Annotated in this window: 15 protein-coding genes; 9 read left to right on the top strand and 6 right to left on the bottom strand. The window is 65.3% G+C overall.

Annotation, left to right across the window (positions count from 1 at the left end; genetic code table 11):
* Positions 1 to 71: 71 nt before the first annotated feature.
* The 3 genes from ACX80V_RS20240 to tmk are packed head-to-tail and all read right to left on the bottom strand — an operon-like array spanning position 72 to position 3,454.
* Positions 72 to 1,637 (bottom strand): alpha/beta hydrolase, encoded by a 1,566-nt coding sequence (locus ACX80V_RS20240; protein ID WP_485844644.1) that lies wholly within the window; start codon positions 1,635 to 1,637, stop codon positions 72 to 74.
* Positions 1,638 to 1,658: 21 nt separating this feature from the next.
* Positions 1,659 to 2,801 carry a DNA polymerase III subunit delta' gene (locus ACX80V_RS20235; RefSeq protein ID WP_104063327.1) on the bottom strand — a complete coding sequence of 381 codons (1,143 nt, stop codon included), beginning with the start codon at positions 2,799 to 2,801 and terminating at the stop codon, positions 1,659 to 1,661.
* Positions 2,798 to 3,454, bottom strand: coding sequence for a dTMP kinase (tmk, locus tag ACX80V_RS20230; RefSeq protein WP_485844643.1), 657 nt, complete (start codon positions 3,452 to 3,454; stop codon positions 2,798 to 2,800). The genes ACX80V_RS20235 and tmk overlap by 4 nt, the downstream gene beginning before the upstream one ends.
* Positions 3,455 to 3,507: 53 nt before the next feature.
* Here tmk and ACX80V_RS20225 point away from each other — a divergent pair, with 53 nt between their 5' ends.
* Together ACX80V_RS20225 and ACX80V_RS20220 are read left to right on the top strand one after the other, a co-directional pair.
* On the top strand, positions 3,508 to 4,698 hold the full coding sequence (locus ACX80V_RS20225; RefSeq protein WP_485844642.1) for a trans-sulfuration enzyme family protein: 1,191 nt from the start codon (positions 3,508 to 3,510) through the stop codon (positions 4,696 to 4,698).
* A gap of 9 nt (positions 4,699 to 4,707) precedes the next feature.
* Positions 4,708 to 5,058, top strand: coding sequence for a DUF2516 family protein (locus ACX80V_RS20220; RefSeq protein WP_056342490.1), 351 nt, complete (start codon positions 4,708 to 4,710; stop codon positions 5,056 to 5,058).
* A 61-nt stretch (positions 5,059 to 5,119) separates the two neighbouring features.
* Here ACX80V_RS20220 and ACX80V_RS20215 read toward each other — a convergent pair whose 3' ends face one another.
* Positions 5,120 to 5,944, bottom strand: a complete 825-nt coding sequence (locus ACX80V_RS20215; RefSeq protein ID WP_485844641.1) for a class I SAM-dependent methyltransferase — start codon at positions 5,942 to 5,944, stop codon at positions 5,120 to 5,122.
* A 78-nt stretch (positions 5,945 to 6,022) separates the two neighbouring features.
* Between ACX80V_RS20215 and ACX80V_RS20210 the strand changes: the two genes are divergently transcribed.
* Positions 6,023 to 6,769 carry a phosphoglyceromutase gene (locus ACX80V_RS20210; RefSeq protein ID WP_058930039.1) on the top strand — a complete coding sequence of 249 codons (747 nt, stop codon included), beginning with the start codon at positions 6,023 to 6,025 and terminating at the stop codon, positions 6,767 to 6,769.
* 76 nt (positions 6,770 to 6,845) lie between these two features.
* On the opposite strand, the gene phoU is transcribed toward ACX80V_RS20210, so the two are convergent.
* On the bottom strand, positions 6,846 to 7,499 hold the full coding sequence (phoU, locus tag ACX80V_RS20205) for a phosphate signaling complex protein PhoU (RefSeq protein ID WP_485844640.1): 654 nt from the start codon (positions 7,497 to 7,499) through the stop codon (positions 6,846 to 6,848).
* Between the two features lie 202 nt (positions 7,500 to 7,701).
* On the opposite strand from phoU, the gene ACX80V_RS20200 reads away from it, so the two are divergent.
* Positions 7,702 to 8,910, top strand: a complete 1,209-nt coding sequence (locus ACX80V_RS20200; protein ID WP_485844675.1) for a sensor histidine kinase — start codon at positions 7,702 to 7,704, stop codon at positions 8,908 to 8,910.
* Positions 8,907 to 9,587 carry a response regulator gene (locus ACX80V_RS20195; RefSeq protein ID WP_056342479.1) on the top strand — a complete coding sequence of 227 codons (681 nt, stop codon included), beginning with the start codon at positions 8,907 to 8,909 and terminating at the stop codon, positions 9,585 to 9,587. Before ACX80V_RS20200 ends, ACX80V_RS20195 begins: the two co-directional genes overlap by 4 nt.
* 106 nt (positions 9,588 to 9,693) lie before the next feature.
* Here ACX80V_RS20195 and ACX80V_RS20190 read toward each other — a convergent pair whose 3' ends face one another.
* Positions 9,694 to 10,239 (bottom strand): hypothetical protein, encoded by a 546-nt coding sequence (locus tag ACX80V_RS20190; RefSeq protein ID WP_485844674.1) that lies wholly within the window; start codon positions 10,237 to 10,239, stop codon positions 9,694 to 9,696.
* Between the two features lie 270 nt (positions 10,240 to 10,509).
* On the opposite strand from ACX80V_RS20190, the gene ACX80V_RS20185 reads away from it, so the two are divergent.
* The 4 genes from ACX80V_RS20185 (at position 10,510) to cysS (ending at position 13,978) form a co-directional block, all read left to right on the top strand.
* Complete coding sequence (locus tag ACX80V_RS20185; RefSeq protein ID WP_026266570.1) at positions 10,510 to 10,992, top strand: CarD family transcriptional regulator; 483 nt, start codon at positions 10,510 to 10,512, stop codon at positions 10,990 to 10,992.
* Between the two features lie 148 nt (positions 10,993 to 11,140).
* On the top strand, positions 11,141 to 11,947 hold the full coding sequence (gene ispD / locus ACX80V_RS20180) for a 2-C-methyl-D-erythritol 4-phosphate cytidylyltransferase (RefSeq protein WP_485844639.1): 807 nt from the start codon (positions 11,141 to 11,143) through the stop codon (positions 11,945 to 11,947).
* Between the two features lie 2 nt (positions 11,948 to 11,949).
* Positions 11,950 to 12,447, top strand: a complete 498-nt coding sequence (gene ispF / locus ACX80V_RS20175; RefSeq protein ID WP_248762356.1) for a 2-C-methyl-D-erythritol 2,4-cyclodiphosphate synthase — start codon at positions 11,950 to 11,952, stop codon at positions 12,445 to 12,447.
* 73 nt (positions 12,448 to 12,520) lie between these two features.
* On the top strand, positions 12,521 to 13,978 hold the full coding sequence (gene cysS, locus ACX80V_RS20170; protein WP_485844638.1) for a cysteine--tRNA ligase: 1,458 nt from the start codon (positions 12,521 to 12,523) through the stop codon (positions 13,976 to 13,978).
* Positions 13,979 to 14,035: the final 57 nt, after the last annotated feature.

Genomic DNA, 14,035 nt, shown 5'->3' with positions numbered 1-14,035 from the left:
CAAGAGTCAACTGTAATAGAGTCCCTGCGCCCGGGTCAAAATGGGCGCCCCAAACACCTCAGCAGAAGTCCTCAGCAGACGGTGTTGTCGGCGGGAACCGTTCCGTCCACAAGGTACTTGTCCACGGCGTCTTCGAGGCAGCTGTTGGCCCGGCCGTAGGCGGTGTGGCCCTCTCCCTGCCAGGTCAGCAGGGAGGCGTTGCCCAGCTGTTTGCGCAGGGATGCGGCCCATTCCACGGGGGTGGCAGGGTCGCCGGTGGTTCCGACGACCACGATGGGAGCGTCGCCGGTGTATTCCACCGGGGCGGGGGTCCGCAGGGTCTCGTACGGCCAGTCCACACAGTTGGTGCCGCCGTAGGCGAAGAAGTAGCCCAGGGTGGGGGAGGCCTGCATAAGCTGTTGCTGTTCCGCGCGCATGGCGGCAGTGTCGGACACCATGGGGTAGTCCAGGCAGTTGATGGCGCCGAAGGCGAAGGTGGAGTTGGACGTGTACTTCCCGTCGGCGCCGCGGTCAGCGCCGAGGTCCGCCAGACGGAGCATCAGGCTGGCGTCACCGTTCAGTGCAGCTTCGAGGGCCTGGGTCAGGGCGGGCCAGCTCTGGTCGTTATACAGCGGAGTGATGAGGCCGCTGACGAACATCGTGGCGTTCACCAGGCGGCCGTCCTTGGCCTGCCAAGGTGTGTTCTGGACGGCGGTGATGAGGTCGCGGATCTGCTGGACTCCGCTGTCCACGTTCCCGCTGAGCGGGCACGAGGATTCCTGCTGGCAACTGGCCACGTAGGCCCTGATGGCTTTTTCGAACGCCACGGCCTGGCCGCTGGTCAGCTCCTCGTTGCTGATGGACGGATCCAGGGCGCCATCCAGGACCATACGGCCCACGTTGTCCGGGAAGAGCGAGGCGTAGGTGGAACCAAGGAACGTGCCGTAGGAGTACCCCAGGTAATTGAGCTTCGAGTCATTGACCACGGCCCGCAGGATGTCCAGGTCCTTGGCCGCGCTGACCGTGTCGACGTGGCCCAGTACCGGACCCGTCTTCGCGGCGCACTGCGCGGCGATTGCCTTGTTATCGGTCAACGCGGCGGCAAGCCCTGCATCGGTATCGAGGGCGTAGACCTTTGCCCGGGACGCGTCCCGTTCGGCATCCGTCAGGCACGTAACAGGGGCGGAACGTTTGACGCCCCTCGGATCAAAGCCCACCAGGTCATAGTTGGCCCGGACAGACTGCGAGAAGTGCGTGCCGGCGGCATCCTTGACGAAGTCGTAGCCGGACCCGCCCGGACCGCCCGGGTTGACCAGCAGGCTGCCGGTCTTCGTGCCGGTGCTGGGAGCCTTCAGCGCGGCTATCTGGATCGTGTCGCCGTCCGGCTTCGCGTAGTCCATCGGCACGGTGACCTTGGCGCACTGGAAGCCGTTTTCGCAGGGCTCCCACACAACCTCCTGGGCGTAGAAGGTGTCCAAGCCGGCGGGCGCGGACGCCACGATAGCAGGGTCTGCCTTCGCCGTAGCGGGGGCCGCGTCCGGGGTGTCCCCGCCAAAGAGGCCGCACGAGGCCAGCGTCAGGGCCAGGATCAGGGCGCCGGCAGCCCGCAGCCCAATCACCAGGGATCGGGAGCGTGCGGGCAGGGGGCGTGCAGTCATCGAGCGGTCTCCTAATAGTTGCTAGATCAGGCTGGCTGCCATGGACTCAATGGTCAACAGCGGTGCAACGTTAGTGGTGGTGATGCGTTGGCGGGCTTTGTTGATGGCGTCCATGCGGGCGAGGGTGGTTTCCGGGGCAGACCGGGCGGCGAATTCCTCCAGCTCACCCCTGAGCTCAACGTTTACCAGCTCCACGGCGTTCCCGAGCTGGATGATCAGCACATCCCGGTAGAACGACAGGAGGTCCGTCAGCGTCCGGTCCAGCGAGTCCGTGATGGATCGCTTGGCCCGTCGTTTCTGGTCGTCTTCAAGCTGCCTGACCTGGCTGCGCATGGTCGGCGGGAGCGTCCCTGACTCCGGGGCACCCAGGGTGGCCAGCAGCGCAGCCTTCTCGGCGGCGTCGCGCTCTTCATTGGAACTGTTGGCTTCGGCGGTGGCGATCTTCACCAGCTTGTCCGCCATCATCACCGCTGCGGTCACGCCGCGCAGACCCAGGGGGAACCTCACCGTTTCCAGCCGGCGTTCCCTCGCCTCGGGGTCCCGCGCCAGCCGGCGGGCGATGCCCACATGGCTTTGCGCCGCGCGGGCAGCGCGTTCGGCGAGTGCCGGGTCCACGCCGTCGCGCTTAACGAGCAAAGCGGCGACGTCGGCGGCCGGCGGCAGCCGCAGGGCCACGGCCCTGCAGCGCGAACGGATGGTCACCAGGACGTCAGCGGGCGACGGTGCGCACAGCATCCAGATGGTCCGCGGCGTGGGTTCCTCGATGGCCTTCAGCAGCACATTGGTGGTCCGCTCGGCCATGCGGTCGGCGTCTTCCACCACAATGATCCGCCAGCGCCCGGACGACGGCCGGTTGCCGGCCTTGGATACCAGGTCGCGGGCTTCATCGATGGTGATGGTGACCTTCTCGGTCCTGACGTACGTCACGTCCGAATGGGTCTCGCCGAGGATGGTCAGGCAGGCGGGACACTCCCCGCAGCCGCGCCTGGCCACGTCGTCCTGATCGCAGTTGAGGGCGGCCGCGAAGGCCTTCGCGGCGTTGGAACGCCCGGATCCGGGCGGGCCCGTGAACAGCCAGGCATGGGTCAGTCCTTCTCCCCGCGAGGCAAGGCGGAGCTGTTCGACGACGGCGGGCTGGCCCTGAAGGTCGTCCCAGACAGTCATGCGGCGCCCCGGCCTGCAGACGCGAGCAAGGCATCAACGCGGGTGAGGATCCGCGCGGCCAGTTCGTTGACGGGCAGATCCGCCGGCAGGACCAGATACGTATCCGGCCGGCTGGAGGCCAGTTCGAGGAACGCCCCGCGGATTGTTGAATGGAACTCATCGGCCTCTGACTCAAGGCGGTCTTCGGCGGCGTCGCCGGCTGTGCGGCGGCGGCGGCCGTCAGCGGGGTCCACGTCCAGCAACACCGTGAGGTCGGGCTGCAGCCCGGACGTCGCCCATTCGTTGAGGGTACGCACGGCGTCGGCGCCCAGATCGCGGCCGGCCCCCTGGTACGCCACGGACGAATCAATGTAGCGGTCCGTCAGGACAACCTCGCCGCGTTCCAGTGCCGGGCGGATCACCTGGCTGGCATGGGCCGCGCGGGAGGCAGCAAAGATGAGTGCCTCGGTGTGGGCGTCGATGTGGCCATGGCCGTGGTCCAGGACCAGGGAACGCAGTTTTTCGCCAATGGGCGTCCCGCCGGGTTCGCGGGTCCGCAGGACCGTCAGGCCACGTGTTTCCAGAGCCTCGGCAAGATGGGCCGCCTGGGTGGACTTGCCGGCGCCGTCGCCGCCCTCGAAGGCGATGAAAAGTCCAGGGCTGTTGGTGGTCACTGGTCTAGACTACCGACTTCGGGAGCCGCCGCACGTCCAAGTACGCTTTCTCCATGAGTCTCTCGGAACAGTATGCAGCGTCCCTGTCGGCCGAAACCGTAGTGGTTGCCGCCGGCCGGCCGGCGCGTGAGCGGGACGAGCCCGTCAACCCGCCCATCGTGCTGTCCTCGACGTACTTCGGCACGGGAGCGCTGGGCGACGGGGACCGGGGCTACGGACGCTATTCCAACCCCACTTGGGATCCCTTTGAGGAGGCCCTGGGCCAGCTTGAAGGATCTGAACTGCCCGGCCTGCTCTACGCGTCCGGACTCGCGGCCGTCAGTTCGGCACTGTCCCTGCTGCCCGCCGGCGGCGTCCTGGTGATGCCGTCGCACAGTTATGCGGGTTCGCTCGTGATGGCCACGGAGTTGGCGCAGAAGGGCTTCCTGGAACTGCGGACTGTGGACATCACGGACACTGACGCAGTCAAAGCACAGCTCGCGCCGCAGGGACCGGACGCGAAAGCGGCCAGGATGCTGTGGCTTGAGAGCCCCACCAACCCGATGCTGGGCATCGCCGATATCCGCGAACTCACTGCCGCGGCCCACCGGGTGGGCGCCATTGTGGTGACGGACAATACGTTCTCCACGCCGTTGGTCCAGCAGCCACTGAGCTTGGGTTCCGACGTCGTTCTTCACTCGGTGACCAAATACCTGGCCGGACATTCCGACGTCGTCCTCGGCGCCTTGGTGACGTCCAACCCGGACATCCGGGCAGCGCTGCTGCACCACCGCATCATTCATGGCGGTATTGCCGGGCCGTTCGAGGCATGGCTGGCGCTGCGCGGGCTCCGGACCCTTGCGCTGCGTGTGGAACGGTCTCAGGCTTCTGCCGCGGTCCTGGCGGAACGCCTGAGCAAGCACCCCCTGATCGATAGCATCCGGTTCCCCGGCCTCCCCGCGGATCCCGGCCACGAACGGGCCAAGACCCAGATGTCGGGCTTCGGTTCGATTGTGTGCGTGCAGATCGCGCCGGTTGCCGGCCTGAGCGGAGCAGACGCCGCGGACAAACTGGTCCGCGCGCTGCAGCTGTGGCTGCCAGCCACCTCCCTGGGCGGGGTGGAATCGCTGATCGAACGGCGCCGCCGGCACGCCGCTGAGCCGCTGAGTGTCCCGGACAACCTGGTGCGGCTGAGCGTCGGCATTGAAAATATTGAGGACCTCTGGGCCGATTTGAAGCAGGCACTCGACTCGCTGGGCGGCTAGGCTTGGACGGTGGACGGTGAACTGATAATTCGGCCTGTAGAGCTGGCAGTGTTTTTTATCCTTGCCTTGGTGGCATTCGGACTTGAAGTGTGGGCTCTGCTGGACTGCGTCAGGCACAAGTCCGCCGCCTTTGAAGCGACCGGAAAACGAACCAAGACCTTCTGGCTGGCACTGACCGGCGGTGCCACCCTGATCGGCGCCATCTCGCTCTTCAGCAGCGGCGGAATCTTCGGCACGCTTGGCCTCTTTGGGCTCGCCGCCGTGGTGGCAGCGTCCATTTACCTCGCAGACGTCCGGCCAGCGGTCAAGGACGCGGGCCGCGGCGGTAGCCGTAATACGGGGCCCTACGGCGGCTGGTAATCCCCACCGGCACCCTCAGCTCGCAAGCTCGCTCAGGGAACCCTGACGGCGTGGGCCCACACTAGACCGACGGCGCCACAGCTTCCCAGGCCACAGTTAGTTCGCCCAGGCGCCACCGCGCCGGGCCGTCCTGAACCGGCCACCCGCCGTCGGACAGTGCCCTGCACATGGCGTGCCAGCGCTGCCTGTTGCCGAATGACGCCAGCGGCGCCGACTCCAGCCAGGCCCGGTCCATGGCCTGCATCAGCCGGTGGACAGGCTCTCCCGGAACGTTGCGGTGGATCAGCGACTTCGGCAGCCGCTCGGCAATTTCCGATGGCAGGTCAAAGCTGCCGAACCGCACGGACATGCTCAGTGACAACGGCCGCCCGGCGTCGAGGGCAACCCACGTCACCCGCCGCCCGATCTCATCGCAGGTACCGTCGATAAAGAGCCCGCCGGGGGCGAGCCGGCCCTGGACCAGCCGCCAGATCCCCGCCACATCGGCCTCTTCGTACTGCCGCAGGACGTTGAAGGCGCGGACCAGCACGGGGCGCCCGGGCAGCGGCAATTCGAAACCGCCCACCTGAAAGCTCAGCCCCGGCCTCTCTAGCGCCTTGGCGATCCGGACGCGATCCGGCTCGATTTCGATTCCGCACACGCGGACGTCCGGCCGGACTGCGCGGAGACGATCAAAGAGTTCGACGGCGGTGGCCGGCGTTGCGCCGTAGCCCAGGTCAACCACGAGGGGGTCAACGGCCGCGCGCAGGCGCCAGGCCTGGGGACCGGTGAGCCAGCGGTCCACCCGCCGCATCCGGTTGGGATTGGTGGTGCCCCGCGTGATGTTTCCGACCGGCCTGCCGCTCCGGCCATGGGGAGCGCTCACGCGTTCAGCTTTTTGCACCACGGCCCAACCCTATCCTTGTAACGCAGGGCCCTTGTAACGCAAGGCGGGCGGCGCCGTGCCTCGGCTAGGATAAAAATCATGACTTACAAGCTGATTCTGCTGCGCCACGGCCACAGCGAATGGAACGCCAAGAACCTGTTCACCGGCTGGGTGGACGTTGACCTCAACGACCAGGGCCGCGAGGAAGCAGCACGCGGCGGCGAGCTCCTGGTTGAGAACGATCTTCTCCCGGATATCCTCTACACCTCGCTCCTGAAGCGGGCCATCAACACGGCCAACATTTCCCTGGACAAGGCCGACCGCGGCTGGATCCCCGTCAAGCGGGACTGGCGCCTGAACGAACGCCACTACGGCGCCCTGCAGGGCAAGGACAAGGCGCAGACCCTGGCCGAATACGGCGAGGAACAGTTCATGGAATGGCGCCGGTCCTACGACACCCCGCCGCCGCCCCTGGCCGACGACTCCGAGTTCTCCCAGGCCCGCGACCCGCGTTACGCGGACCTCGGCGACGCACTGCCCCGCACCGAGTGCCTCAAGGATGTCCTGGTCCGCCTGCTTCCTTACTGGGAATCGGACATCAAGGAAGACCTCAAAACCGGCAAGACCGTCCTGGTCACCGCCCACGGCAACTCGCTGCGCGCCCTGGTCAAGCACCTGGACGGCATCAGCGACGACGCCATCGCCAGCCTGAACATCCCTACGGGCATCCCGCTGGTCTACGACCTGGACGAGGACTTCCAGCCGATCAAGCCGGGCGGCACCTACCTGGACCCGGACGCCGCTGCGGAAGCCATCCTGGCAGTGGCGAACCAGGGCAAGAAATAAAGCAGTAGTTAACGTTCGACGGCGGGCCGGTCACCTGAGGTGACCGGCCCGCCGTCGTATGTGGTTTAGGGAGCGGCTAGAAGCCCTGCCCCTGCCATTCGCCGGTGACGAGGTAGGTGACCTTGCGGGCCACCGACACGCCGTGGTCAGCGAACCGTTCGAAGTAGCGGCTGGCCAGGGCCACGTCCACGGTGGTGGCGGGGGACTCGGCCCAGTCCGGGGCGGCGATCGCCTTGAACACGCTCAGGTGGAGATCGTCGATGGTGTTGTTGGCCTTGTGGATGTCGCGGGCCACTTCGAGGTCTCGGGATTCCAGCAGGACAATAAGCTTGTCCGCGATCAGTTGGTCCTGCTCGGCCATTCTGTTGAACGTTTCCGTCATGGATGCAGGGATCACGGTGGACGGGAAACGCAGCCGGGCCAGCTGGGCAATGTGGCGGGCGAGGTCCCCCATCCGCTCCAGGGAAGCGCTCATGCGCAGGGAGCCCACGATCATCCGCAGATCGCTGGCTACCGGCCCCTGCAGGGCGAGGATGTCGATGGCGCGCTCATCCAGGCTGGTCTGCAAAAAGTCGATACGGGCGTCCGCGGCGATGACGTCCTCTGCCAGATCAACGTCGGCAACCTTGAAGGACGTCGAGGCTTTCGCCATTGCCTCGCTGACCAACTGCGAAATCTCCACCAGCTGCTCACCCACCTGGGTCAGCTCTTCCTGAAAAACCTTACGCACGTGGGCGTCCTTTCGTTGGAACTCCGCCCCTCGGGTGGCAGACGGAACTCATGTCGCCATTCGGCACTCCAACGTATAACTTTGTCAGCGTGCGGTAAACGATTAGTCGGTTGTAGATGAACGTTAGCTGAACCGTCCCCGTTATGGGCCATGACGCACCGTTTCGACAGGAACCACGGCCTAAGCTGGAGTCGTGGATCCTATGCTCATCGGTGTCATCGCCGGCCTGGTCGGCCTGTCGCTCGGCACCTTTGGCGTGCTCGCCTTCAGGATCAGCGAAAAGCAGCGCAAGCTTGTCGATGTCGACGTGGACGAACTCGCTTTGCCGGCCGGCGCCGCGGAAGTGCTGGCCGTCGTCGGACGGGCTTTTGTGGTGGTCGACGCCGTGGACGGTGTGGTGCGCGCCAGCCCGGCAGCATATGCGTACGGACTGGTTCGCGGCCACACGGTGGTCCACAAGGAATTGCTGGACATGACGGCAGGCGTGCGGCGCGACGGTGTGATCCTGGAAAAACGGCTGGAGCTGCAGCGCGGTCCGCTGGGCCACGGCACCATCATCGTGCAGGTACGGGCGGCCATGCTCGGCGAGGAATATATCGTGCTGCTGGCCGACGACCGCACCGAAATTACCCGCACGGAAGAGATCCGCAACGACTTCGTGGCCAACGTGTCCCACGAGCTGAAGACCCCGGTGGGCGCAATTTCCCTGCTGGCCGAGGCCCTGGAGTCCTCGGCCGACGACGAACAAGCAGTTCGCCGGTTCGCCAAGCGCATGCACAAGGAGTCAAGCCGGCTGGCCGCCCTGGTCCAGGACATCATCGAGCTGTCTCGCCTCCAAGGTGCCAGCGTGTCCCAAGAGGGCAAGGCCGTGGACATCAACGCGGTCATCACTGAAGCCGTGGACCGTTCCCAGCTCCCCGCCGAAAGCAAGAACATCCGGATCGTGGTAGGGGAGCGGGTTGAGGCCACCGTTTTTGGTGACCGGGACCTGCTGGTTACCGCCCTGCGTAACCTGATCGACAACGCCATCCGCTATTCCCCGGAGAACACCAGGGTGGGCGTGGGCGTCCGGTCAAAGGACGGGCTGATCGCCGTGTCGGTCACGGACCAGGGCGAGGGCCTGACCCCGGAGGACCAGGAGCGGGTGTTTGAGCGCTTCTACCGGGTGGACGCGGCGCGTTCGCGCCACACGGGCGGAACGGGCCTGGGCCTGAGCATCGTCAAACACGTTGCCTCCAACCACGGCGGTGAAGTGACATTGTGGTCACGGCCCGGCCAGGGTTCCACCTTCACCCTGCGGCTGCCTGAGATGGAAAGCCAGGACGAACCGAATACTGCAGGTGTCAAAAAACGAGCCGTACCCGAGCGTGGCAAAGAACGCGGCGTACATGAGCAAGGAGCCAGCGCTTGAGCAGGATTTTGATTGTCGAAGACGAAGAATCTTTCAGTGATCCGTTGTCCTATTTGTTGGGCAAGGAGGGGTTCGAGGTTGAAGTGGTTGACAACGGCCTCGACGCCATCACCGAATTCGACCGGAACGGGGCGGATCTGGTGCTGCTGGACCTGCAGCTCCCCGGCCTGTCGGGCACTGAGGTCTGCCGCCAGCTGCGGCAGCGCTCCAGCGTTCCGGTCATCATGCTGACGGCCAAGGACTCCGAGATTGACAAGGTGGTTGGCCTGGAGCTTGGCGCTGACGACTACGTCACCAAGCCCTACTCCTCCCGAGAGCTGGTGGCCCGCGTCCGGGCCGTACTCCGCCGGCAAGGTGAACCTGAGGAACTGATCTCGGCCACAGTCCAGGCCGGCCCTGTCCGGATGGACATCGAACGGCATGTGGTCAGCGTGGATGGCCAGCAGGTCCTCTTGCCGCTGAAGGAGTTCGAGTTGCTGGAAATGCTGCTGCGCAACTCCGGCCGCGTACTCACCCGCGGCCAGCTGATCGACCGGGTCTGGGGTTCGGACTACGTGGGGGACACCAAAACCCTTGACGTGCACGTCAAGCGGCTGCGCGGCAAGATCGAGCCCGACCCGTCCATACCGCGTTTCCTGGTAACCGTCCGCGGCCTGGGCTACAAGTTCGAGCCGTAGGCCTCTCCGCCGTATGGCACGCCGGGCATCAGGCGCACCAGAGTTCAAGTGCACAAAAAGGAGGGGCTCCCCGCGGGGAGCCCCTCCTTTTGTGCTTTGCTGCTGCTTAGTGGGCCGCACCAGTGCCGGTGGCCGACGGCGACGGACTGGGTGTGGCGGATCCGGTCGGTTCGCTGCCGGCCGGCAGGTACTCCTTGTACTCCGCGAGGGAACCATCCAGGACAGGCACGCGGACAGTCTTGCTCACGTTGGTGCCGTCTTCGGTGATCTTCACATCGACGAGGGAGCCGGCGATGCCGCCGCTCGTGCTGAGGATGGCTTCATCTGTGGAGTCGTTGAGCAGGGTGTAGGAGTTGGCTTTCACCGGCACCTGCGTCTGTGAACCCTCGGCCCCGTTGACGGTGAGCTTGACGTCCTGTGAAGAGGAGTTGTAAACGGCGCCGAGCAGGCGGCCGGGCTTGTCTGCGCCGGCGGAGACAATCAGCATGTTGCGCAGCTGCAGCGGACCCAGGTCGGCGCGGATACCGTCCGACGCCGCGTACTGGTGAGAAGTCTGCTGGGGGTTGATGTAGCCACAGCCGGTCATCGTCGCCAGGGCGAGGGCCAGGGATCCTGCCGCCAGTGCCAGTTTGCCGCCCTGGGCCCGGTTCATCGCAGTGAAACGCACGTCACGTACTCCTCGAGAGTCTTGAAACATTATTCAGCCATAGCCTAGCGGCAAACCGGCCCAAACGAGGATTCCGCACGGTCATATTGCCCTTGGCAGCAGGCCGCGCATGCACTATTATCTGCATTCGTCAAGGGGGCGAAGGGGGTCTATTCTGCCCATTTTCCGCGTATTTCCGGGGTTCCGGGGCCGGTTCGAGGCCAGTCATATGCCTGAATCGTGATAAACTGGTCTGCGGGAAAGGGGAATGTCCACATGGTATTTGAGGTCGGCGAGACAGTAGTTTACCCTCACCACGGTGCTGCAAAAATTGAAGAAATCAAGATGCGCACTGTCAAGGGCGAAGAGAAAATGTATCTCAAGCTCAAGGTGGCTCAGGGTGATCTGACCATTGAAGTTCCAGCAGAGAACGTTGACCTTGTTGGGGTCCGTGACGTAGTGGGCAAGGAAGGTCTGGAGCACGTATTTGATGTTCTCCGGGCTGAGTTCACTGAAGAACCCACCAACTGGTCGCGCAGATACAAGGCAAATCTGGAGAAGCTTGCTTCCGGTGACGTCATCAAGGTAGCAGAGGTTGTTCGCGACCTCTGGCGCCGTGATCACGATCGGGGCCTTTCCGCAGGTGAGAAGCGCATGCTGGCCAAAGCCCGTCAGATTCTGATTTCAGAACTTGCACTGGCTGAAAAGACTGATGAAGAGAAGGCTGCAAGCGTTCTCGACGAGGTCCTGGCTTCCTAAGAATTGAGCCCCGGGGGTACGCAAGTGCCTCCGGGGTTTCTTTTTGCCCTTTTCGAGGCCACGTTTCCAGCCAAGTGTCCGCAGCGGCAGGCGCGTCGCGCGGGTGGGACTCGGCACGCCGGGCAGGCAGGCACGTAGGCTGGACCGCATGAACAACGGACTTCCCCGCCCCGTCACCGCCGTCGTCATTGTGGCCGCAGGTTCCGGCGAGCGGCTGGGTTACGGTATGCCCAAGGCGCGGGTGCCGCTGGGGAGTGACGCCATCCTCACCCATGCCCTCCGGGGCGTCGCTGCCGCCGGAGTCGCACGCCAGATCTGTGTGGCCCTGCCGCCCGGCGATACGGTCCTGCAGGAATTGTGCGCGGCCTTCGCCGAGGAACTCCGGGCGGGGCACGATGCCAACCAGGAGAACCCGCTTCCCGTGCTGACAACGGTCGACGGCGGTGCCACCCGTGCCGCTTCCGTCCGGTCAGCGTTGGCGGCCTTGCTGGACGGCACCGAAGCTGTGCTGGTCCACGACGCCGCTAGGGCGCTGACGCCCGAGTATGTTTTCCACCGTGTCGTCGATTCCCTGGCTGCCGGCGCCGTTGCGGTGATTCCTGTCGTACCGGTGGTGGATACGGTGAAGATGGTTACCCCCACGACCGGTGACGACAGCAGCATCGCCCCGGAACTCGTGACCGGGACCGCGCCGCGGGAGGAACTCCGTTCGGTCCAGACGCCCCAAGGTTTCCGGCTGTCCACACTGATCCAGGCCCATCAGGCAGCCGCTGACTTTGACGAGAAACAGGCTGCGGCGGTCACCGACGACGCCATGCTGGTGGAACTCCTGGGAGTTCCAGTTCACGCCGTCCATGGCTCCACACAGTCATTAAAAATCACCACGCCACTGGACCTGATCATTGCCGAGGGGCTGCTGGAAGGCCCGCTGGGCATCCGCTGGGTGGAGGGTTAGGCATGAGTGAAGCCAAGATGATCCTGCCGCGCACGGGCATCGGCCTGGATGTCCATGCCTACGCGTCCCCTGACCTTCCCCGTCCGCTCTGGCTGGGCGGGCTGTTCTGGGAAGGCGAGCGTGGACTGGCCGGGCATTCGGACGGGGACCCGGTGGCCCACGCAGCCGCCGACGCCCTGTTCTCGGCAGCCGGCATCGGGGACCTCGGCACGCATTTCGGCACCGACCGTCCGGAGTTCGCCGGAGCCTCCGGCGTCACGCTCCTGACCGAGGCTGCAAGGATTGTCCGTGCCGCCGGCTTTGAGATCGGCAACGTGGCAGTGCAGTTCGTGGCTACCCGGCCCAAATTCGGCCCGCGGCGGGAAGAGTCCCAACGCGTGCTGAGCGAGGCGGCAGGGGCGCCGGTCAGTGTCACGGCCACCACCAGCGACGGACTCGGTTTCACCGGCAGGGGCGAGGGCATTTCCGCCGTCGCCACCGCTTTGGTCTATCCCCGGTGATTCAACGCAGCGCTGTTCAGGCCGGATAACGCGCGGGGGCCTGCACACAGGCCTTTTCCGCTAATCTGGAGCGGTGACTCTCCGCTTCTATGACACCGCGTCCGCCGAAGTCCGTGACTTCGTTCCCCTCGTCCCGGGAAAAGCGAGCCTGTACTACTGCGGAGCCACTGTGCAGGGCATGCCCCACGTAGGTCACATCCGCTCGGCGATCGCCTTTGACCAGCTCACCCGCTGGCTCGAGTACCGGGGGCTCCGGGTCACCGCGGTCCGCAACGTCACGGACATCGACGACAAGATCCTCGCCAAGTCTGCCGAATCGTTCAGTCCGGACTTCGAAGCCGAGCCGGATACCGTCCGCGAGGAGGAATGGTGGGCCCTGGCCTACCGCTACGAGCAGGCGTTCCTGCAGGCCTACGACACGCTCGGCGTTTCCCGGCCCACCTATGAGCCACGGGCAACCGGCCATATCCCCGAAATGCATGCGCTGATCCAGCAGCTGATCGACCGCGGCCACGCCTACCCGGCGCTGGACGATTCCGGCGACGTCTACTTCGACGTGCGGTCCTGGGACAAGTACGGGTCACTGACGCGCCAGAACATTGACGACATGCAGGGTGCCCCGGACGCGGATCCCCGGGGCAAGAAGGACCCCCGCGACTTTGCGCTGTGGAAGGGCTCCAAAGAAGGAGAGCCGACGACGGCGAGCTGGGCTTCGCCCTGGGGCGCCGGACGCCCGGGCTGGCACCTGGAATGCTCCGCCATGGTCACCAAGTACCTCGGCACGGAATTTGATATCCACGGCGGCGGACTGGACCTGCGCTTCCCGCACCACGAAAACGAAATGGCGCAGTCCCAGGCCGCAGGGCACGGGTTCGCCAACTTCTGGATGCACAACGGTATGGTCACCTACCAGGGCGAGAAAATGTCCAAGTCCATCGGCAACACCATCAGCCCTTCGGAGATGCTGGACATCGCGTCGCCGCGGGTGGTCCGCTACTACCTCGGGCAGGCCCACTACCGCTCAGTGCTGGACTACCGCCCCACATCGCTCGACGAGGCCGCCGCCGCCGTCGAACGCATTGACGGCTTCATCAGCCGCGCCGTTCGGGCCCTCGCCGCCGGTGGGAACTACACCTTCGCCACCTATGGCAAGGTTCCCGAGGCGTTCGAGAGCGCCATGGATGACGATCTCAACGTGCCGCAAGCCCTCGCAGTGGTCCACGAAACAGTCCGTGCCGGCAACACTGCCTTGACGGAGGGGAAGCTGGAGGACGCACAGCAGGCGCTGCACAGCGTGCATGACATGCTGCGGGTCCTGGGCCTGAATGCGGTGGCGTCCGGCCCGGCGTCGGACGCCCGGGAATCGGCCGCCCTCGACGTCCTGGTGGAAGCCCAGCTCGCTGCCCGCACGCAGGCCCGGGCCACCAAGGACTGGGCTGCCTCCGACGCCATCCGCGACACGCTGAAGGCGGCCGGCGTCGTCGTCGAAGATGGCCCAAATGGCGCTACCTGGAGCCTGCAACGGGACTGAACCGGCGATTTTACTTGATTCAGTAGACTGGTAAGCAGACTCAGTCAAACAATCAAG

Source organism: Pseudarthrobacter arbutini (assembly GCF_054510915.1).
Note: the sequence above shows the minus strand (reverse complement) of the source record. Positions and strands in the feature narration are given on the sequence as shown.